This is a genomic window from Rubinisphaera italica (assembly GCF_007859715.1).
GTDB classification, from domain to species: Bacteria; Planctomycetota; Planctomycetia; order Planctomycetales; family Planctomycetaceae; genus Rubinisphaera; species Rubinisphaera italica.
The window spans coordinates 5,866,780-5,887,888 of the sequence record NZ_SJPG01000001.1; the positions used below are offsets into that span (position 1 = coordinate 5,866,780).

Consider the following 21,109-nt stretch of genomic DNA (forward strand, 5'->3'; position numbering starts at 1 on the left):
TTTGCAGACCGTAAAAATAAAATCAGCATACGGTGGGGCAGGCCCCACCCTACTGACCCTAAGTAAAAGATAAAGAGGCGAGTATGTGGGATGAACTGAATCAGGGGTTGGAAAAAAGCCCGGCTGAAGCGTTACAGACTTTAATTGAGCAGCTTGGTGCCAAGGGGGATCCCCATCATCTGTTTGATGCCGAGTTGATGAAATGGAAGTTCGAAAACAATCTTCCCGTCACGCAGCCGACTTCGGTCGCCGATGTGCCTCGCGAGAAAAAGCTGGAATTCGAACAGGTCTATATCGAAGCGGCTCGTAAAACCGGCAAGCAATTGCTGGATCGTGGTCAGCTTGCCGATGCCTGGATGTATTATCGTGTGATCGGTGAAACCGATGATCTGGCCGCGGCTCTGGATGCTTACCAGGCCCCTTCAGAGATCGACGATGAACTCGAAGAGATGCTGCAGTTGTCGCTCTATCAGAGAATCAATACCGTTAAAGGCGTCGAATTGATGCTGGCCACGCACGGTATGTGCAATACGGTCACGACAGTCGATCAGATTTATCTGGAGATGTCGCCAAAGGATCGCTGCAAATGTGCTGAAGTGCTGGTCAGACAATTGTATGCCGATCTGTTGCACAACGTTCGCTATGAAGTCGAACAACGCACACCGATGTTACCTCCCGATCAAACACTTTCAGAATTGTTAGCCGGTCGTTTGTGGCTGTTCGAGAATGAAAATTATCACACGGATGTTTCTCATTTGAATGCCGTCGTGCGATTTGCTCGCTCCCTGGAAAAGGATCAGCCTGAAGCCCTCGATATGGCGATCCAACTTTCCGATTACGGGGCGCGACTCTCAACGCACTTGCAATATCCGGGTGAGCCGCCATTTGATGATTATTACGTTGCCCATCAGCATTATTTCAAAATTGTGGCCGACAAAAACCGAGAAGCCTCCCTCGATTTCTTCCGTAAGCGAATGGAACAGGCCGAGGATGCTCAGGATCAGGAACTGATCGCCTATGTGATGGTCGATCTGCTGATGCGTCTGGAAAAACATGCCGAAGCGATTGAAACAGCCGAGAAGTATCTCGGGAATGTCAATGAGCAATCCGGTTTTTCATTCACAGCCTTATGTGAAGACACGGGTGATATGGAAGCCCTCAAGCGGCACGCTCAGAAAGTAAATAATCCCGTTCTGTATGTCGCAGCTCAGTTGAAGAGTGATCAGCAGCAGAAGTAGATCAGTTGATTATCAATGTGAAGATTTGCCTGTTCTTCGAGTCTAAGCGAATTTCTGCAGCACCTCAAGAAACGATTTCAGAATCCGACTTTGATAGCGGTAGGGATTCCACACTGCCACAATCGTGCGGCTCGGTTTGGAGCCTGTGAGCGAGCGATAAACGCGATCAGGGCTTTGATCGATCCTTCGGGCCATTTCCGGCACCATCGAGATGCCATGATTGAGGGAGACGAGTTCCTGAATAGTGGTGAGCTGGCTGGTTCGCTCAATCGAAACCGGATAGACCGAACGCTGACTGCAATACGATAAGACATTGTCAGAAAGGCAGTGGGCTTCCTGTAGCAGGATGAAGGGGTAAGAGTCGATATCTTTTTCTGTAATCGTCTTTTGTTTCGCCAGAGGATGCAGAGTCGGCATGACGAGCAGGAGTTCTTCTTCAAATAACTCCATCACTTCCAGATACTTCTCCCGGACTGGTAACGCGAGAATCGCAACATCAATTTCACCTTGCTTGCAGGCTTTCAGGATCGATGTCGTCACATCTTCTCGGACGTGAACGCATGCCTTGGGAAAATCTTTGGAGAATGTTCTAAGGAGATCGGGCAGGAAATAAGGAGCGATCGTGGGAATAGCTGCGATACGAAGTCTTCCGGTTTCTCCGTCATCACGAATTTCAGCTTTGAGGTCATCGAGCATCGCAATCAGTTGCACCGCACGCCCTTGCAACACCTTACCGGCATCTGTCAAAACGACTTTGCGAGCCTGTCGGTCAAACAGTGGTTGACCGAGTTCCTCCTCGAGACGGGCAATGGCACGTGAAAGAGCCGGTTGGGAAAGACCGATCTTCTTAGCCGCTCGAGTCATATTCTGAAACTCGGCGACTTTCAGAAATGTGTGTAACTGATCGGAATCCAAAGTTGATAATCCTGAGTGAATATAGTGATCGATTCATAAAACACATGCAATTTGATTGTATCATGTCTTTGAAGAATTGATTTTACCAGCATGACCTGCGTTGGAAAGTACCAGGGAACTTTCTATAAATGAAGGAAACGCATCAAATTCATTCCCAGACAGGATTTCAAAATGCAATCACCCGTGCGCTGGGGGATATTAGGGACGGCTCGCATCACACGGCGGGTTGCTCCTGCCATTCAATCTGCTCCAGCTGCAAAGCTGATCGCCATTGCCAGTCGATCTGAGGAGAAAGCAAAAGCGTGGGCTGAGAAATACGAGTGTCCGCAGATCGTCGAAAGTTACGAGCAACTGCTGGAACGCGATGATGTCGATGTGGTTTACATTCCATTGCCACCGCATCTGCATGCGGAGTGGACCATCAAAGCAGCTCAGGCTGGCAAGCATGTGCTTTGTGAAAAGCCATTGGCACTGAATGCGCTCGAAGCCGAGACGATGGTGAATGCCTGCCAACAGGCAGGGGTTTGTTTTGAAGAGGGGGTAATGTGGTATCATCATCCACGCGCCACTCAGATTCGAGATATTTTGAATCAAGGACGCCTGGGAGAAATCCGCCGTGTCACCAGTGCATTTTCCTTTCCCTGGCAAAGTTCTGTTGAGCCCTCTGAAGAATATCGATTCAAGCAGGAGCAGGGGGGCGGTAGCCTGATGGATCTGGGCTGGTATTGTGTGGGGGCTTCCTTGTGGACACTGGGGATGTTACCCGAGGAAGTTTTCGGCAGAGAAGTTCTGGATGGATCTGTCGATGAAAGTTTTTCAGGCTGGATGCGATTTGCGAATGGAGCCGAAGCTGCCTTTGATTGCTCACGAAATATGACATCTCGTCGTTGGATTGAAATTGCCGGGACAGAAGGCTCGATTGTCTGCGATGATTTCACGCGTCCCTGGCAGGAAGAGAAGACGCGATTCTGGATTCATGATGCTCAGGGAAATGCCGAGGTTGTGAACTGTGAAGCCGCTACTCAGGAAACGTGTCTGATTGAAAATTTCAGTCAGCGAATTTTGACTGGGCAGCTTGATAATCAGCAATCACTAGGGCTGAAGACTCAGCAGGTGATGGACAGGTTGCTGAAGAGTGCGAAGTCAAAGCGAAACGAAAACGAATTTTGAACCACGGATGGTCAAAGGCAGTCATCAGACAGGCTGGAAGCCTATCCTACTTTAGCCGATTCTCTTCATATACTCGCGGGCGCGGGTGAGGACTGGGCCGATGCTGTTTTCGGGGATATTGTAGCGCTTGCTGATTTCCGCATAGGAGAGACCATCGAGATGATAGGCTCTCACAATTTTGCCTTCATGCATCGAGAGGGAGCCAATCAGATGCTCGAGTTGATCGCGATTGATTAATTCGCGTTCGATACTATGCCCATTCGTTACTGATTTTTCATGATCCGTATTTTCAGTGATCGGAACCGTACTCTGTTTACGTCTTCGGGAAATATCTCGCACACAAACACGACGGGCAATGACAGCCAGATATGTTGCCAGAGAACTTTTGCCACGAAACTGACGGAGTACCTGGAATTCGTTGGCGACAATGGTCGTCATAATTTCAGAAGCGATCTCGTCGATATCTTCATCTGTCAGGCGATAACTTTGACAATCAGCAGTGTGACGAATGGCATGCACAAACAATGCGAGAAAGCGATCGATGAACTTCTGCCAGGCCGCAGGCTCTCGGCGGAGGCATCTTGCTATCAAATCACGATCTAAAGGTGTCAGTGCCATTGTTGCATGTGAGATTAGGAAAAACGAACATTGAAACAGCAGCAGATCCGTTCCTGCAGCCCCATTGGCAACTTAAGAGAACACTCCGAAAGGGCCACTGTTCTCACAGGATAAGTCTCAGAAAGAGACTCGCATTTGCCAATGAGGATCAGACAGCTGATTTGTTCTCAACAATTTCTGCGCAAATTATCACACAAGTGATTACGGCGCACAAATAGTATCTCGATTAAGTTTACGCGAGGCATTCGCTCGGGACAAGAACTAATTTTCACTGATCTGGGAATGACTTCGTTACGCGCCGTATTTTTCCAATCGTCCGGCATGGGCAAGCGCTAACGACATGAGGTATTTCGCAGGGAACTGGCCAAGTCCCCCGGTCAGGCAGGTGGCTTCGCCGAAAGTATCGCAGGCGTCGTAGCGGCAATTATCGGCTGCGATCATCGTGGGAACAGGATGCCAACTGTGAGATTTCATTTTGCTCGGCGTACTGTGATCGCCAGTTACGACGATGACATCTGGATTTAAGCCGGTAATTTTCGGAATCGCGGCATCAAACTCTTCAATTCGCTTCACCTTTGCATCGAAATTACCGTCTTCACCGGTGGAATCGGTATATTTGAAATGCATGAAAAAGAAGTCGTAATCGTCCCAGGCGGCTTCGAGTCGAGCACATTGATCATCGAGTGTTTGACCGGCATCGAGAACATCCATCCCAACGAGCCGGGCAAGGCCGCGATACATCGGATAGACGGCAATCGCAGCCGAGCGAGTGCCGTAGACTTCTTCGTAAGTTGGGATATCCGGCTTTTTGGCAATTCCACGCAACGTCAGAAAGTTCGCGGGGAAGTCGTCTTTAAGAATCTCGCGAGCCTGAGCCAGAAATTGCTTGGCAATTTCAACGGTTTTGGCGGAACCTTCAGATCGAGCAGTTGGCTCCAGTGGTTCGACGCCGGTTCGTTGAGGATCGGTATCGTGAACATCCCCTTCGAGTCCTTCGCCACGGAAGACGATGACCAGCCGGTATTCTTTGACGTGTCGAACAAAAACTTCTACGCCGGGGATTTCGATTTTATCCAGTTTTTTACACAGTTTGGCACCGACATCACTACCGATACGACCGGCTCGGCGATCGGAAATCTTGCCTTCTTCATCCAGGCTGCAGTAATTTCCGCGAATGGCGACATCTTTTGGGCCGAGTTCAAAGTCAATGCCCAATGCTTCCAATACACCTCGTCCAATATTGTAAACGACGGGGTCGTAGCCGAATAATCCCAAGTGTCCAGGACCACTTCCGGGAGTAATTCCGGGCAGAACGGGTGTGCTCAATCCGAGTGTTCCGCGTTTGGCCAGGGCATCGAGATTGGGGGTGATTGCGGTTTCCAGTTCGGTTTTATCGCCGGGCTTCATGGGCAAACCGCCCAGACCATCAGCCACCAGAAGAACAATTTTCGATTCGCTTTGTCGCTGCAATTGACGGGTGAGATCGTGAAAATTCATCGAGAAGCCTTGTCGATTTAACGGTTACAGAAACAGCCGGAATTTCCGATGCACCTGATTGCAAATTACTTTTCCCAAATTCAGAACGCATTGTGATTAGACAGGATGAATTTCTCAAGTCTGTCGATCCTGCCCAAGTAAATGCTTGGAAAGTAAGGACGTTTATTGTACATTGAATCAAACTATGCTGATGTTTGATTGCCTCGCATCTCATTCCCAGATTCAATCTCACCATAAATCAAGAGGAACTTCCATGACCGAGCCGACACCAATTTCCCGACGCGATCTGCTAAAAACTTCTGCGACGGTTACCGCTGCTGTTGCAGCCAGTGGGATTTCCTCACGAGCCTATGCGGACAGTACAGAAACAATTCAAATTGCACTGGTGGGCTGTGGAGGTCGAGGGACCGGAGCTGCGGATAATGCTTTAAACACACAACAGGGGCCTGTCAAACTGGTTGCGATGGCTGATGTTTTTGAAAATCGACTCAGTGGCAGTTTCAATGCATTGAGCGGGCGACACAGCGAGCGGATGGACGTTCCTGACGAACGCAAGTTTATTGGTTTCGACGCCTACAAACAGGCGATGGATTGTCTGAATCCTGGAGATGTTGTCATCCTCACCACTCCGCCTGCTTTCCGCTGGGTGCAATTCACCTATGCGATTGAAAAAGGCTTGAACGTCTTCATGGAAAAGCCGGTCACAGTCGATGCTCCGACCAGCCGAAAAATGCTTGAGCTCAACGAACAGGCCAAAGCCAAGAATCTCAAAGTCGGCGTTGGGCTGATGTGCCGTCATTGTGAAGCTCGTGGCGAACTGTTTGATCGCATTCAATCCGGTGAAATTGGCGATCTGGTTTTATTGCGTGCTTATCGTCAAGCCGGTCCGACCGCCTCGGCTTTTGTTGCTCCGCAAGATGGAGAAGCATTGACCGAACTGATGTATCAGATCAAGAACTTCCATGGCTTCCTCTGGGCGAGCGGTGGAGCATTCAGTGACTTCCTGATTCATAACATTGATGAATGCTGCTGGATGAAAAACGATTGGCCAGTCATGGCCAAGGCTTCTGGTGGGCGTCATTACCGTGGAAATTATATCGATCAGAACTTCGACAATTATTCTGTGGAATATACCTTTGCCGATGGCTCGAAAATGTTCCTGGAAGGCCGGACGATGAACGGCTGCGACAAAGAATTTGCCAGCTACGCACACGGCACCAAAGGCTCGGCTGTCATCTCGACGGCTTCTCACACACCTGCTAAGAGCCGTATTTATAAAGGGCAGTCGTTCACCGATGATCAACTCGCGTGGAAGTTTGATCGTAAGGAACCGAATCCATACCAGCTCGAATGGGAACATCTCATGACGGCTATCCGTAAGGATGAAACCTACAACGAAGTCGAACGCGGCGTGATGGCATCCCTGGTCACATCGATGGGTCGCATGGCTGCTCATACCGGCCGCATGGTTACCCGCGATCAAATGCTTGAGCACGATCACGAATTCGCCCCACAGGTTGCCGAACTGACACTCGAAGGCGATGCCCCGGTCATGATGAATGAAAAGGGACTCTATCCGATTCCAATGCCCGGTTTGAAAACCAAACGCGAGTATTAAGATTTGTGAGTTGTCTGTTGAGAAAATGTCCCTTTCATTCCGAGAGGGACATTTTCATTTCTACTTCAATATCTGGTAGCATCTTATTGGTCAAAATAATTGGGCTTTGCGTGTAATCCCATCTGCGTTTATCCGCGTTTATCCGCGGTTCAAAACAATTCCTGACAATGCCCATCACTTCGTTCCGGGCGTGCCACTGGATTATTCTTCGATGGAATCCGTCTTCTCGTAGAACAGAATTCGCATACTCGCGACTGCGATTTCGAATTCGGTTTTGATCCACGGTTCGGGGACTTCGACTTCGCAGCGGCGGGGGACGCGGATGATGAGCAGAGAGATTTCTTTGGCGGTCGCTTCATCTGAGCCGAGTTTTTCGAGGGCTTTGTAAAGAGGTTTGCCCGGTTTGAATTGTTTTTCTGCCAGTGGATAGGGAGGATCGAAAAAGATGACATCGAACGGAACAAGGTCCGGCACCCCTTTGGGACGGTAGGAGCATTTGACGGCATTCGTTCGCCAGCAGAGGGTTCGGTCTTCGACTCCCAGATGAGCGGTATTCTCCCGCAATAGAGTTGCGGCCCGATGATCCTGCTCGATAAACACACAGCTTTTCGCACCTCGGCTCATCGCTTCCAGGCCGAGTGTGCCCGTGCCGCAGAAGACGTCGAGCACGCGGGCTCCCGGCAAATCGGCTTCAATCCGGTCAAAGAGCATCTGCTTGACGCGATCGAGAATCGGCCGCGTCGTCATTCCTGGGTTGACCTTCAGGTTTCGACCTTTGAAATCTCCGGCAATTATTCGCATCTGTTTCCTGGTATCGGCTGACAAAACGGGTTGGGAAACCATCACTATAGCTATCTCGGGATGTGTGAACCATCGAGAATTGCTTTAAAATGTACCACAGGCTACAATTCATGGGCCTGCCAGAAATACTTGCGGGTGATTTCCGAGCATTGTTCTTAAAGGACATCGACATTGGCTTCTTCTCATTGGTTTGAATCATTCCGAATTTCTGTCCTGATGATATTTGCGGTCTTTGGGCCTTTGTTTGCTTTCGGCTGTAACGGCACATCTAACACAGAAACGGGCTCAACCGAACCTCGTCCTCTCAAAATCGTTCTCTGTACCACTGGCATGGTTGGTGATCTTGTCAGTGCGATTCTGGGACCAGAGGTTGAGGTTAATGTGCTGATGAAGGCCGGCGTCGATCCGCATCTGTTTACGCCTTCGCCGCGAGATATCAGCCTGATGAGTCAGGCGGATGCGATTATTTATAATGGATTGCATTTGGAAGCGGGCTTGTCGCAGACGCTGGAGCATATGGAGCAGAACAAGAAGCAATTCGTGTATGCACTCGCGACTGGTTTAACCACGGAAGATGGTTTGATTGAAGTCGCGGCTGGAAAATACGATCCGCATTTCTGGAATGATCTCGAATTGTGGCAGGTCGCCGCCAGGAAGTTTGCGGATTCTCTTGGGGAACGATATCCCGATCAGGCAGAAGCTTATAACGCCCGAGCGGCCCAATACTGCGATCAAATACAGTTATTGCTCGACACTTCCCGAGAACAAATCGAGGTGATTCCGGAGAATGGTCGTATTCTGATTTCTGCTCACGATGCCTTTGAATATTTTGGGCGGTCGCTCGGCCTGGAAGTGGCAGCGGTGCAGGGGATTAGTACGAATGCGGAGGCGAGTGTGAAGAAGGTGGAGGTACTTGTCAGTCGTGTTGTGGATAACAGGATTCCTGCGATTTTTGCCGAATCGAGTGTGAGTGACAAATCGATTCAGGCAATTATTGCAGGTTGCAAACAGCGTGGGTTCGATGTCCAGCTTGGCGGGACACTCTTTTCCGATGCCCTGGGGCCTGCTGGAAGTGGAGCGGAGACTTTTCCGACAATGTTTGCAGCCAATGTCAAAACAATTGTCGATGCCCTTAATACGACTCCCTAAAATATTGGTGGCTGGGGTCGAAGCGCAGCGAAGCCCCCGGTATGTCAATCCATCTGAGTTTTTCATTTGAGACCAGCTGACCAATCTTTTCACTTTGCCTTCATTGCCATGTCGAATGCTCTTAAAAATCTGATTCTCATTGGCATGCCCGGAGCCGGGAAAAGTACGATTGGAGTCATCCTTGCCAAGCAGACCGCTCGGGATTTTGTCGACACCGATCTTCTGATTCAGCTCAAGGAAGGTTGCTGTCTGCAGGAGACGGTTAACGAAAAGGGCTATCTGGAACTGCGGCGGATTGAAGGGGACGTACTGCAAAATCTGGATGTGGAAAATCATGTGGTGGCGACAGGAGGAAGTGCGGTTTATTCGGAAGCTGCGATGAAACATTTGAAGGAATTGGGGACAATTGTTTATCTGAAAGTGAGTTTGCAAGAGCTGGAGAGTCGGGTGACAAACGAGGCTCAACGAGGACTTGCCCGGCCTGCCGAGCAGACATTTGCTCAGATGTATGACGAACGCTGCGAACTGTATGAACGGTACGCGCAAGTGACGATTAAATGTGATGGGAAGTGTCCTGAACAAATTGCCTCTGAAGTGGATAGCATAATTGCAGATTGATTTTCAGATGCAATCCTGAGATTAATGCAGTACGAATTCCTTTTAATTCACATCATGCAAACGACTCGCATAATCGTCAGGCCGCTGTTCGATGGAGATGTTGATTGACGATGAATGGAATAGATTTCTTGCGACTTATTACGAATCGATCATTACATCTTCGTTTTCTGTTGCATATTCCATTTGAGAGCATGATGTCTCAACCTGCGAGCGTTAAACGATGATTTCCCTGAATAAATTTCTGTTCGCAGTCCTTTGTGCTCTACTCATCAGTTCTTCTATGTGTGGAAACGCCTCTGCTGAGACGTTTTACTTCATGACAGTTTACGGCTCTCAGTGTGAACCGCCGCGGGGGGATCGGGTGCATTCATTTGCGACCTTTGTGAAAGCAACTGGCTGTGGTAATGACTGGAATCAATATCAGCTCGAAGTGCATACAATCAGCTGGTTGCCCGTGACCAAAGAGATCAACATCTGGAGACTGGTTCCCGAAGAAGGAGACAATTTCGGATTACATGAGACGATTCGCTGGGCTCTTAAGGGTGGTGCAAACGTGCAAAAGTGGGGGCCTTATCAAGTTTCCTGCGAGACTTTTCAACGAGCGGTGCATCGAATTGGCTTGCTGAAAGCAGATTTAATTGCTTATCAGGCGATCGATCCCGTTCTACGAACTGAGATCTCCAACTGTATCCATGCCGTTTCCGGAGTAGACCCTTATGATCCTCGAACACGATATCCACTGATACGTATAGGCTATACAGCAAGCGAGCATATCGCCGAGGTCTTTCTGGAGAATGGTCTGATACTGGATGCTGAAGTGAGGCATCTGTGGTTAGACAAACGACTGGGGCTGTGTCGCTATCCCATCGAAACGAGTTCTCTCAAAGCTCCATTGTTCAGTGCCGGTGTCGGGGTGACTCCCCGTCGGGAAAACTACTCGGAACTGGATCATGTGCACGTGCGGGCTTGTCCTGATTTTATCGTCCTGCCAGGTTGCCGACGATAAAATCTGCTGCTTCTGAACGAGACGCTGACTCGTCAAATGATTGCAATTCATGTTAAACATGCGAGCAGTTGCTAGTCGCTAGCCGCCCCTTCATATGCATACCCTCCTGTCCGTAATTTGAGATTGTGTCCTGAATGTTGCCAAAAAACATCAGGCTGCATTTTCACACCCCTCTTCTGTTCATTTTGCGTGAATTGCCCAATTTAATATTTGCATTGCTCTCCCTGATGCTAGATTATTAATCATGGGTATCCAGGCCCCCTATATTGACTATTTAGGCAGCTCAGATTGACAACGGGGGCCGACAGTCACACGTGTGGTTGTATTTTATTTATTTCAGAGGGGAGAAATTCGTATGAGTAGTTGGGTAATGGGATCGCTGGGTCGATTCCTGGCAGTGGCATGTCTGGCTGTTGTGACGACACCGGCCTTGGCAGGCGATTGTGCATGCAAACCGAACTGTGCATCAGCTTGTGAAAAATGTTGTGAAGGCAGCGCGGAATGCGACAAGTGCACGGTTGTTGAAAAAACTGTACGACGTCCACAATGGGTGACGGAAATGAAAACCGTGACTGTGACCGAGTACGAGAAGCAGGAAAAAGAAAAAACTTACACCATCTGTAAGAAAGTTCCTCACACTGAAACGAAGACTCGCGAAGTGGAATACACCGAGTGGGTCGAAAAGGAAATCGAAAAACTGTACACAGTTTGCGAAGTCCAGAAAGAGGAAAAAGAAGTCGAGTACGAAGTTATGGTTCCTGAGAAAGTGACCAAAACCGGAACTCGCACCGTGATGAAGAAAGTGGTCACTCCAACCGAAAAAACTTTCACACGCATGGTTCCTAAAGAAGTAACCAAGACCGGAACTCGCAAGGTGATGAAGCCTGTGTGGGAAGAAGTCGAAAAAGAGTACACTCGTATGGTCCCTAAAGAAGTGACCAAGACCGGAACACGCAAGGTAATGAAACCTGTGTGGGAAGAAATCGAAAAAGAGTACACTCGTATGGTTCCTAAAGAAGTGACCAAAACCGGAACTCGCTGTGTGTGGGAAACGGTCAAAGAAGAAAAGACACGCACAATCAAAGTCGACAAAGGTCACTGGGAATGCGTCGAAACTGAATGCCCGTCTTCTTGCAACAAATGCTGCAAACCTTGCTGTGAATCTTGTAGCGAACCAAAAACCTACATGAAAAAATGCTGGGTTCCAGAATGTGTTGAAAAGGAAATCACTTACACTGTCTGTAAACGAGTTCCTCACAAAGAAGAGTACGAATACACAGTGACTGTTTGCGAACCAGAAACCTACACCAAAATGGTTAAGGTCTGCAAATGCGAATGTGTTGAAGAAGAGTACGAGTACACGGAAACTGTTTGCGAGCCAGAAACCTACACAAAAACGGTTAAGACCTGCAAGCACGAGTGTGTTGAAGAAGAGTACGAGTACACCGAAACTGTCTGTGAAAAAGAAGAGTACACCAAGACTGTGGACGTTGTGACTTGTGAAGAAGTTGAAGAAGAGTACGAGTACACTGTTGTTGAGTGCAAGCCTGTCACAAAGACAAAAACTGTCGTGACCTGCAAAAAAGTTCCCGTCGAAAAGACAAAAACCTGCACAGTCAAAGAGCCTGTCACTAAAACTCGTACTGAAGAGTACGAAGAGACAACCTACGAACTCGTCAAAGAAGAAAAAACCAAGACATACACAGTTTGTGTTCCTGTCCAGGTTGAAAAAGAAGTCGAAGTGAAAGTTTGTCGTTGCGTTGAAGAAGTGATTGAATGCAAAGTTCCTTGCAAAGATTGCTGCAAAAAATGCTGCGGTTGCAAATAATCGGAACTGACTTTGTCAGTGAGACGACTGAAGGAAATCAACTTGCGACTCAAGCCTGCTCCTCTGCAGTGATAAAATCGAAAGATTGAATTCTCTCAGCGAAAATTAATAAGCGACCCGAGACTCCTCTGTCTCGGGTCGCTTTTCTTTATTGGTGCTTAACTGGAATCTAAATCGACGCCGTCCCCTCGCTGACGCTTCGGGTTGGGATTTGCGCGCAATTTTGAGAGCTAATACAAGCACGAAGCGCAAGCGAGTGAGTCAAAGCCTGGAGGGTTCACTCGCTTGCGCTTCGTGCTTGTATAATGCTTCTCCAGTTTCATTAATTGAATTTACGAGTTAGAGCCGGGTCTCTCCTAAAGCGATTAACTCTATCCAGCGATTCGGAAGTTCGGCGGGATCGACGGTGATCGCAATGAATAACAGCGTGCTGTGAACGGCTTTAGTAAACAGCGTTGGAGGGGCAGGGGCTTCGGGAAGGTCGGGAGCGGAGAGGGAGCCTTCGCTCCAGAAAATCGTTTGAGCAATCCAGCCCGCGGGCGTTTCCAAACCTGCAACATCGACCAGTTTTTCCGCTTCACGACGATTCTCTTCTGTCGGCTCACTTTGCCAGGCTTCTGCAACGGATTGAACTTCTGGATTGAGTGCAGGGAGTGATTGCTCATAAGTTTGATAGGCTTCCATTTCCCACGCGACCGATTTCTGAGCTCCAATCAAAGCGGCAATCAAACGCACGGTATCTCCCCAGAATTCTTCCTGCTTGAGTTCGGCTATCACCTCAGAGGCCTCAAGTTCGGGATTATTAACATCCAGACTGGTTGAGATCTGCAGGTCGGCCAGTAAGATCGCCAGCGCGGGCGTTTCGACTTCGACATGCTCAGGTTCCGACGATTCTTCCTGAATCGCTTCAACCGCTTTCTTTTGTGGAATCTTTTGAGCGGCATCGCGAACTTGAAAGTGAGAATTGCCAGCGACAATCAAATCGCCATGTTTGAGCGGAGTTTGTCGAACCGGCTGGCCGTTGCAAAAAACGGTATATTCCGGACGAGCAGAATTCAGAGACCAACCACTGGAAGTGGAAAGGATCTGAAAATGGATTTCCTGCAGTTCCTCATCCCTGGAACAACTCATCTCGGCCCATGAAGATCGTCCAACTCGCAACTTCTGGCCGGATCTTATGAACGTTTGCAGCCCGAGATCCGGCCCTTCTACGACTTTAAGTACCAGCGTTTGCATCAGGTTACTTTCTTTGCAGGACCTGTTATTGATCCTTTATTTCACAATTAAGGCGAATTATTCCATCGTCACGCTCCAGGAACTCTCTGGCCACTGGTCACTCAATACTGGCCACTAATCCCTACAGCAAGACCACAAACATCATCACTTTGCCGAGAACTCGATCTCCGGAGCTTCGTAATCAAGTCGACGTCGGCTTCTGTCGATAGGAAGAATACCTACATCCGCTATGAATCCCCTATGCTACCCTGTTTCGCAGGGTAAGCGTGCTCATATCGAGTTCAATTCACTGAAGAATGCAGCGCTATGTCGACCGAGCCGATTCTAGATTTGGAATTATTGAGCCGTCCGATTTCGGAAGAGCTTCCTGCCGGAGTCGATTTGCGCGATGATACGTCGCCCAATTCGATTTATTATCGCATCAAGGATGCACGCTCACAAGCTCGGGCAGCAGAGCGTCAAATTGAGATGGGCGATAACGATGCGGTCGCAGACTGGCGACCGATTCTGCAAACCGTGCCCGAAGTCCTGGCTCAGTCGTCCAAAGACTTTGAAATGACCGCCTATCTGCTCGAAAGCCTTGTGCGAATCCACGGCTTTGCAGGAATGCGGGATGGATGTCGGCTCATCGAAGCGTATGTCAAAGAGTTCGGCGATGTGATATATCCGTTGCCAGATGAAGATGGGTTGGAAACGCGACTGGCTCCGCTGGTTGGTCTGAACGGTGAAGATGCGACCGGCACATTAATCATGCCCCTCAAAAATGTGCCGATCACAGGTGAGACTGGCGAGGGAGCTTATGGACTGGCTCAGTACACTCAGGCAATGGAACTGGAAAAAGTCGATCCGGGTGCACGTGATCGCCGTATTTCTCAGGGAGCCATTTCACTCGATACCTTTAATATGGCTCTCTCTGCCACACCCGCAGAAGAGTTCGGCGAAATTCACGACGATCTTCAGGAAGCGATCACGGCTTTCAAGGAGATGACAGCCACTCTCGATGAAAAATACGGTCGAGACTCACCACCGTCATCCAGCATTCGACAAACGCTGGAAGAAATTCTGGAAACTCTGGAAAAAGTCGCCCGGGATAAACTGGCCACGCTCTCTACTGAAGAGGACCTGGAAGAAACCAGCGAGGAAGTTGCAGCCGAGGCAGGTGGAACTACACCTAAAGCTGCAGCAAGCGTGAATAGTGTCGATGGGATCCGTTCCCGAGAAGATGCGTTTCGAATCTTGCTGCAAGTCGCGGAATATTTCCGCAAAGCCGAACCACACACGCCGATTTCCTATGGCATCCAACAAGTTGTCCGCTGGGGACGATTGCCATTGCCAGAGCTGATGAAAGAGTTGATTCCGGATGAAAGTTCGATCCACCAGATGTTTCGTCTGGTTGGAATTCGCACGAGTGAGACTGAAGGCGAGGAATAGTTTCATCATCGAATTATAACAACAGGGTGGCACGTCCCAGAACGCAGTGATGGGCGTGGTGAACCCAGAAGCACACGTCCATTGCTTCGCTCAGAGCGTGCCACACAATGATCTCTTCAACGATGAATTTCTGATGAAAACCCGCCGAACGGGATTCAACAATCTCCCCTCCATTTTCAAAAACTCTGCAGGTCCACATTGGCGGACCCGATTTCTTGAGCTAGACTGTCAGAGACGGCTGGAACAGGCAGTCAATCAAAGTCAAGGCTTAAATTCATTCTTCGCATTTTTTCTTGGCGAGTGAATTTTTAATTCAGTATGATCTAACCGAAACGATTTTTCAGAATCGTGAGGCGAATCAATCAATTTTTCCGGAATCGTTTTCGAGCGGTTCTTCTTTAGACAAATCTGCTGGGAGGCATTATGGCGAGCGTGCATGATAAGCTTGGCCGGGTTCGCAAACCTCGGGTTCACATTACTTACGAAGTTGAAACTGGCGGAGCACAGGTTCAAAAAGAATTGCCATTCGTCATGGGAGTCGTTGGCGACTTCTCCGGCGACCCGACCGAACCTCTCAAGCCGCTGCGTGATCGCAAGTTCGTGCAGATTGATCGAGACAACTTCGACGACGTGATGGGCCGGATGAAACCGGGCCTGGAAATGAAAGTCGAAAACACACTGGCAGGTGATGGCAGCGAAATGGCCGTCAATCTGGCTTTCAAATCGATGGACGATTTCGAGCCAGGCAAAGTGGCCCGTCAAATCGAACCTCTGAGCAAGCTGCTCGATACACGAGATAAATTACGGGACCTGCTGACCAAAGTCGACCGTTCTGAAGACCTCGAGAATCTGCTCGAGAAAGTTCTTCAAAATCAGGACGACCTGAAAGCGATGTCAAAAGACCTGGGCCTTGAGGATACAGAATAGTTCAGCGTAACTGCTTAACGAACGGTAAAAAATGTTGTCCAGCACGACAGCGGAGTGCGTGACAGTGATTTGTGCACCAAAATAAAGCCCGCAACGGGCACCAGAATGGAGATGCTGAATATGAGTGCGTCCGAAGAAACAAAAACTGATGCCGCAGCCGCAGAAACGACTGAGCAGACAGTAAGTCTGCTTGATCAGGCGATTGCTGTGACTAAAGCAACCGATCGTTCACGAGCAGAAGAGTTGCTCTCGGCCCTGACAACCGAAGCGTTGAAGGGAACGGTTACTTTTGACAAAAGTATCACCGCGACCATCAACAATGCGATTGCAGCCATCGACCAGACTCTCTCTGAGCAGTTGGCTGTCGTGTTGCATCACCCGAAATTCCAGAAGCTGGAAGGTTCCTGGCGAGGCTTACATCACCTCATCATGGGAAGTGAAACCGGTCAGAATCTGAAGATCAAAGTCATCGATGTCTCGAAGAAGGAACTGTTCAAGGATCTCGACAAAGCGGTCGAGTTTGATCAGAGCCAGTTGTTCAAGAAGATGTACGAAAACGAATTCGGTTCACCTGGTGGAGAGCCTTACGCGGCTCTGATCGGTGATTTCGAGTTTTCTTCGCATCCTCAAGATCTGTCGATGCTTGAAAAAATTTCGAATGTGGCAGCAGCTGCGTTCTGTCCGTTCGTCACCGCAGCTGATCCTGCTCTGTTCGGATTTGATACCTGGACCGAACTGGCTTCACCTCGCGATCTCGAAAAGATTTTCGACTCAGCCGAGTACGCAAAATGGCGTTCGTTCCGCGAATCAGAAGATTCACGCTTCGTCACCATGACAATGCCACGCGTATTGTCTCGTCTCCCTTACGGAGCAGGGACTTCACCAGTCGAGGAATTTGACTTCGAAGAAGTCGAGCTCGATGCCCAGGGCAATTCAATGCCTGTCTCACACGACCAGTACACCTGGATGAACGCTTCTTACGTGATGGGAACTAATCTCACACGCGCGTTCTCTAAATATGGCTGGTGCACAGCGATTCGTGGTGCAGAAGGTGGCGGTAAAGTCGAAGGTCTGCCAACGCACATCTTCAAGAGTGACGATGGCGACACGGATATGAAGTGCCCAACCGAACTGGCGATCACAGACCGTCGTGAAGCCGAGTTGAGCAAGCTTGGGTTCCTGCCTCTATGTCACTATAAGAACACGGATTATTCAGTTTTCTTCGGCGGTCAAACGACTCAAAAACCGAAGAAGTACGACGAAGCCGATGCGACTGCCAACGCAGCAATTTCTGCTCGTTTGCCTTACATCATGGCGACCGCTCGTTTCGCTCATTACCTCAAAGTGATGGCCCGAGACAAAATCGGTTCGTTCATGGAAGTCACCGATTGTGAAGAATGGCTCAATCGCTGGATCACGAATTACGTGACTGCCGATCCAAAGCCTTCCGAAGATACCAAAGCCCGCTACCCACTTCGTGAAGCTCGCGTTTCGGTTCAGGAAATCCCCGGAGCTCCCGGTTCCTACAATGCCGTCGCTCACTTGCGTCCGTGGTTGCAAATGGAAGAACTGACGACCTCTCTGCGAATGGTCGCCAAGATTCCTCAATTGGGGTAATTGGTGTTATTAAACTTAAGATGGTTCCAGAGAATTCTTTATGAAGTCTCTGGAACCATTCTTGTTTTGAGATGGGATTTTTTTATTCCATCCTCTAAAATCGCATGAGTCAGGTTGTCCCTGGCTCAAATGATAGAACCTTCATTAGACGACATGGATTGTCGTGAACAGGTGGGCCTGATGCGAGCAGAGACTTCGAATGAGTCCGAACGGAGCGACTTATTTCTGGAAGAGACTGCCACCGCTGCCGAACCAGCTTCTCACTCTCTGTTCGATTTAATCTCCACTAATCCCCAAACCGCTGAGCCGGATGAATTTCTGGATCGCTGGCTCAATGAAAAAGATCCGATCAAGGCGCTGGCTGCCTGGACTGATCGTTCTGCAGGTCGCTCGCTTCCAAACTCTGCCAAGCAGGCACTCAGGCGAATCAATCGCGAGATTGGTCAAATCGATCAATTGCTGAATCGTCAACTCAATGAAGTGATACACCATCCTCGTTTTCAAAAACTCGAAGCCAGCTGGCGAGGAGTCAGGCACCTGATTGACTGTGCTGATCCTGATGCCAATTGCAAAATCCGTCTGCTCTCCCTCTCCTGGGGAGCGCTGGTTCGCGATTTGGATCGAGCAATTGAGTTCGATCAGAGTCAGTTATTCAAGAAAATCTATAGCGAAGAATTCGGCACCTCCGGTGGAGAGCCATACTCGGCTATTCTGGGCGATTACGAAATTCACCTGCGACCCGACAAAAATCACAAAACCGATGACGTCAATGCTCTCAAATCTCTCACACAAGTGATGGCGGCTGCCTTTGCACCGTTTATTGCTTCTGCTCATCCGTCACTGTTCGGGCTCGATTCCTTTCAGGAACTCGAACGTCCCAGCGATTTGACAAAACTGTTTAATCAACCGGAATATGTCACTTGGAATTCGTTGAGGGATCTGCCCGATTCCCGATTTCTGGCATTGGCTCTGCCCCGTATTTTAATGCGTAAACCTTATGAGGGACGTGGCAAAGAAGTGGCTCACTTCCCGTTTCAGGAAACGACCGATTCAGCCGATGAAGCCGACTATCTCTGGGGGAATGCCGCCTATGCACTGGGCGGCGTGATGATTCGCTCATTTTGTCAGAACGGCTGGTTGGCCGATATTCGTGGAGTGAGACAGGATCGGGATGAAGGAGGACTGGTGACCGGATTGCCGGAGATTTCCTGGAAGACGGATCGCGAAGGGATCGCTGTCAAACCTCCAGTGGATGTTGTCATCCCGGAATCGATGGAAGCCGAGTTCAGTAATCTCGGATTTACGGCTCTCTGCCCTTGCAACATCACCCGACTGCCCGCTATTCATTCGACGCCTTCATTACAGAAACCGCAGCAGTTCGATAGCGACAGTGCGAATACCAGTGCGCGACTTTCCTCGATGATGCACTATATGCTGTGCGTTTCGCGAATCGCTCATTATGTCAAAGTGCTAGGACGCGAGAAAATCGGTTCCTATACGGAAGCATCTGACTGCGAAGAATATTTGAACGACTGGCTTCGCCGATATGTCACTCAGGACGATGATGCCGAAGCGGAAATTAAAGCCAAGTATCCTTTACGGGAAGCCGAGGCAACCATTCGAGAAAAGCCGGGCGAGCCAGGGAACTATTATTGTACGATCCACCTTCAGCCACATTACCAAATGGACGATATGGTCTCTGCGGTGAAGCTGACGACAGAAATCAGTTCGACGAGCAGTCGATAATGTCACATCAAATGTTAATCACGTCAGGCTCAGTCTGATCTACGACAAAAGGAACATCCGTGAAACCGATTGAACATTTTGAAGCGGGCGAATTACAGCAGGCTGTCGCGACGGCACTCGAATCAGTGAAGTCTGCTCCGACCGATCTGGAAAAGCGGATGATTCTCTGTCAGATGCTTTCGTTTGCTGGAGATTTTGAGCGAGCAGATAAACAACTCGATCTGCTGGCGACGCAATCTCCCGATGTCGCGATCTCACTGGCTGAGTTTCGACAGTTGATTCGAGCCGAGCAGGCCCGACGTGATTTCTACACCAATGGCCGCCTCCCCGAATTTCTGGGGGAGCCGACCGAAAGTCAGAAGCTGCAACTTAAAGCCAGTATCGCTCTGCGTGAAGGGAATGCCGCTGAAGCGGGGAAATTGCTCAATGAAGCTCTGGAGATCAGTCCTGAGATTCAAGGAACCTGCAACGGAGAAGCCTTCACAGGCTTTCGCGACCTCGACGACTTACTCGGCACGACCATTGAACTGCTCACCAACAACGGAAAGTATTACTGGGTGCCTGCCGAACGGATCCGTGAATTATCATTCGCGCCCGCCGAAGCTTATCATCATCTTCTGTGGCGACGTGCGGAAATTCGCGTGGAAGATGGACCGGAAGGGGTTGTCTATCTGCCGGCGATCTACGCCAATCCAGGCTTGGATGATGACGACAAAATGAAGCTGGGGCGCATGACAGACTGGCACGAAGTTCCCGAGGGGCCGATTCTGGGAATTGGCCAAAAAACCTGGCTGGTCGGCGAGAATGATCTACCAATCATGACGATAGAGACGTTTTCGGTTTCGACCGAGAGAGAGTAACTTAATTCGAAAATAGTCCCCTCGCCCCCCGGGAGAGGGTAAGGGTGAGGGCAAGTCAGTGTTATTTGGAATGAAGAAGTCGAAGGCATCCCCTCATCCGGCCTTCGGCCACCTTCTCACCAAGGAGAAGGAAAGTAAGCAGGCTCGTCCAAATTTGCAATTATTAAGTAAATAAGAAAAGTCTCAGTATCGTGGATGTCAAAAAACCGGTCATTTCATCAATTCTCGATCGTCTCATTGACGATCGACCCGATCAAAAAGTTGAGACAACGCGTTACGTTCCTCAGCTTCGCGATCTGCGGCAATCGGTGAGGCGGGATCTGGAAAATCTGCTCAATTCGAGAATCAGCGCAGCAACGATTCCTCCGCATTTTACGGAACTTCAGCAATCTGTTGTCGGCTATGGGATTCCCGATATCAGTGGAGCTGACTTGAGTACCGAACGCAAACGTCGAGAATTTTTGAGATCCGTACAGGACGCAATTCAACGATTTGAACCACGTTTCAAATCGGTCCGCGTACAACTATTAGCATCGGATGAATATGTCGACAGAACACTACGATTTCGCATTGATGCCGTGATGTATGCCGATCCCCTGCCGGAATCGATTGTCTTCGATTCCTCCTTCGAACCGAAGTCTGGTCAGTTCAAGGTGAAAGGGGTTTGACATGGGATGCACCGCCAAGACGCCAGGGTTGAGAGCGTTTTCCGTGGTATTTCAGGCCGATTAAAACTTCGATGATTTTTTAATAACCACTAACTCACAAAGGTACGATGAGAGTTTTGGTGTGCGATGTCAGTTAACTGAAAATTCTTGAAAACTTTAATGAATG

The 21,109-nt window shown here is 49.3% G+C and carries 18 protein-coding genes; 13 read left to right on the forward strand and 5 right to left on the reverse strand.

Annotation, left to right across the window (positions count from 1 at the left end; all coding sequences use genetic code 11):
- The first annotated feature begins 83 nt into the window (after positions 1-83).
- Positions 84-1,238, forward strand: a complete 1,155-nt coding sequence (locus Pan54_RS22325) for a hypothetical protein (RefSeq protein ID WP_146505661.1) — start codon at positions 84-86, stop codon at positions 1,236-1,238.
- Between the two features lie 42 nt (positions 1,239-1,280).
- On the opposite strand, the gene Pan54_RS22330 is transcribed toward Pan54_RS22325, so the two are convergent.
- Positions 1,281-2,153, reverse strand: coding sequence for a LysR family transcriptional regulator (locus Pan54_RS22330; protein WP_146505662.1), 873 nt, complete (start codon positions 2,151-2,153; stop codon positions 1,281-1,283).
- Positions 2,154-2,324: 171 nt separating this feature from the next.
- Here Pan54_RS22330 and Pan54_RS22335 point away from each other — a divergent pair, with 171 nt between their 5' ends.
- Positions 2,325-3,323, forward strand: a complete 999-nt coding sequence (locus Pan54_RS22335) for a Gfo/Idh/MocA family protein (protein WP_146505663.1) — start codon at positions 2,325-2,327, stop codon at positions 3,321-3,323.
- A gap of 51 nt (positions 3,324-3,374) precedes the next feature.
- Here Pan54_RS22335 and Pan54_RS22340 read toward each other — a convergent pair whose 3' ends face one another.
- Together Pan54_RS22340 and Pan54_RS22345 are read right to left on the reverse strand one after the other, a co-directional pair.
- Positions 3,375-3,941: an RNA polymerase sigma factor gene (locus Pan54_RS22340; protein WP_146505664.1), complete on the reverse strand. Its 567-nt coding sequence runs from the start codon at positions 3,939-3,941 to the stop codon at positions 3,375-3,377.
- A gap of 291 nt (positions 3,942-4,232) precedes the next feature.
- The gene (locus Pan54_RS22345; RefSeq protein WP_146505665.1) at positions 4,233-5,438 is read right to left on the reverse strand and encodes a 2,3-bisphosphoglycerate-independent phosphoglycerate mutase; all 1,206 of its coding nucleotides are present in this window, start codon (positions 5,436-5,438) and stop codon (positions 4,233-4,235) included.
- 253 nt (positions 5,439-5,691) lie between these two features.
- Here Pan54_RS22345 and Pan54_RS22350 point away from each other — a divergent pair, with 253 nt between their 5' ends.
- On the forward strand, positions 5,692-7,056 hold the full coding sequence (locus tag Pan54_RS22350; protein ID WP_146505666.1) for a Gfo/Idh/MocA family protein: 1,365 nt from the start codon (positions 5,692-5,694) through the stop codon (positions 7,054-7,056).
- A 201-nt stretch (positions 7,057-7,257) separates the two neighbouring features.
- Here the strand turns inward: Pan54_RS22350 and rsmD are convergent, their stop codons facing one another.
- Positions 7,258-7,857 (reverse strand): 16S rRNA (guanine(966)-N(2))-methyltransferase RsmD, encoded by a 600-nt coding sequence (gene rsmD / locus Pan54_RS22355; protein ID WP_146505667.1) that lies wholly within the window; start codon positions 7,855-7,857, stop codon positions 7,258-7,260.
- A 171-nt stretch (positions 7,858-8,028) separates the two neighbouring features.
- Between rsmD and Pan54_RS22360 the strand changes: the two genes are divergently transcribed.
- From Pan54_RS22360 to Pan54_RS22375, 4 genes are all read left to right on the forward strand, one after another.
- Positions 8,029-9,006 carry a metal ABC transporter solute-binding protein, Zn/Mn family gene (locus Pan54_RS22360; RefSeq protein WP_146505668.1) on the forward strand — a complete coding sequence of 326 codons (978 nt, stop codon included), beginning with the start codon at positions 8,029-8,031 and terminating at the stop codon, positions 9,004-9,006.
- 108 nt (positions 9,007-9,114) lie between these two features.
- On the forward strand, positions 9,115-9,624 hold the full coding sequence (locus tag Pan54_RS22365; RefSeq protein ID WP_146505669.1) for a shikimate kinase: 510 nt from the start codon (positions 9,115-9,117) through the stop codon (positions 9,622-9,624).
- Between the two features lie 220 nt (positions 9,625-9,844).
- The gene (locus Pan54_RS22370; RefSeq protein ID WP_146505670.1) at positions 9,845-10,630 is read left to right on the forward strand and encodes a hypothetical protein; all 786 of its coding nucleotides are present in this window, start codon (positions 9,845-9,847) and stop codon (positions 10,628-10,630) included.
- A 355-nt stretch (positions 10,631-10,985) separates the two neighbouring features.
- A complete protein-coding gene (locus Pan54_RS22375; RefSeq protein WP_146505671.1) occupies positions 10,986-12,458 on the forward strand; it encodes a hypothetical protein in 1,473 nt (490 codons plus the stop codon).
- A gap of 339 nt (positions 12,459-12,797) precedes the next feature.
- On the opposite strand, the gene Pan54_RS22380 is transcribed toward Pan54_RS22375, so the two are convergent.
- On the reverse strand, positions 12,798-13,694 hold the full coding sequence (locus Pan54_RS22380; protein WP_146505672.1) for a DUF6931 family protein: 897 nt from the start codon (positions 13,692-13,694) through the stop codon (positions 12,798-12,800).
- A gap of 306 nt (positions 13,695-14,000) precedes the next feature.
- On the opposite strand from Pan54_RS22380, the gene tssA reads away from it, so the two are divergent.
- From tssA to tssE, 6 genes are all read left to right on the forward strand, one after another.
- Complete coding sequence (tssA, locus tag Pan54_RS22385) at positions 14,001-15,125, forward strand: type VI secretion system protein TssA (protein WP_146505673.1); 1,125 nt, start codon at positions 14,001-14,003, stop codon at positions 15,123-15,125.
- Between the two features lie 423 nt (positions 15,126-15,548).
- Positions 15,549-16,052 (forward strand): type VI secretion system contractile sheath small subunit, encoded by a 504-nt coding sequence (gene tssB, locus Pan54_RS22390; RefSeq protein WP_207310203.1) that lies wholly within the window; start codon positions 15,549-15,551, stop codon positions 16,050-16,052.
- Between the two features lie 120 nt (positions 16,053-16,172).
- Positions 16,173-17,669, forward strand: coding sequence for a type VI secretion system contractile sheath large subunit (tssC, locus tag Pan54_RS22395; protein ID WP_146505675.1), 1,497 nt, complete (start codon positions 16,173-16,175; stop codon positions 17,667-17,669).
- A gap of 180 nt (positions 17,670-17,849) precedes the next feature.
- Positions 17,850-19,415: a type VI secretion system contractile sheath large subunit gene (gene tssC / locus Pan54_RS22400; protein ID WP_165441925.1), complete on the forward strand. Its 1,566-nt coding sequence runs from the start codon at positions 17,850-17,852 to the stop codon at positions 19,413-19,415.
- Positions 19,416-19,474: 59 nt separating this feature from the next.
- Positions 19,475-20,275 carry a type VI secretion system accessory protein TagJ gene (locus Pan54_RS22405; RefSeq protein ID WP_146505677.1) on the forward strand — a complete coding sequence of 267 codons (801 nt, stop codon included), beginning with the start codon at positions 19,475-19,477 and terminating at the stop codon, positions 20,273-20,275.
- Positions 20,276-20,466: 191 nt separating this feature from the next.
- Complete coding sequence (tssE, locus tag Pan54_RS22410; protein WP_207310204.1) at positions 20,467-20,943, forward strand: type VI secretion system baseplate subunit TssE; 477 nt, start codon at positions 20,467-20,469, stop codon at positions 20,941-20,943.
- Positions 20,944-21,109: the final 166 nt, after the last annotated feature.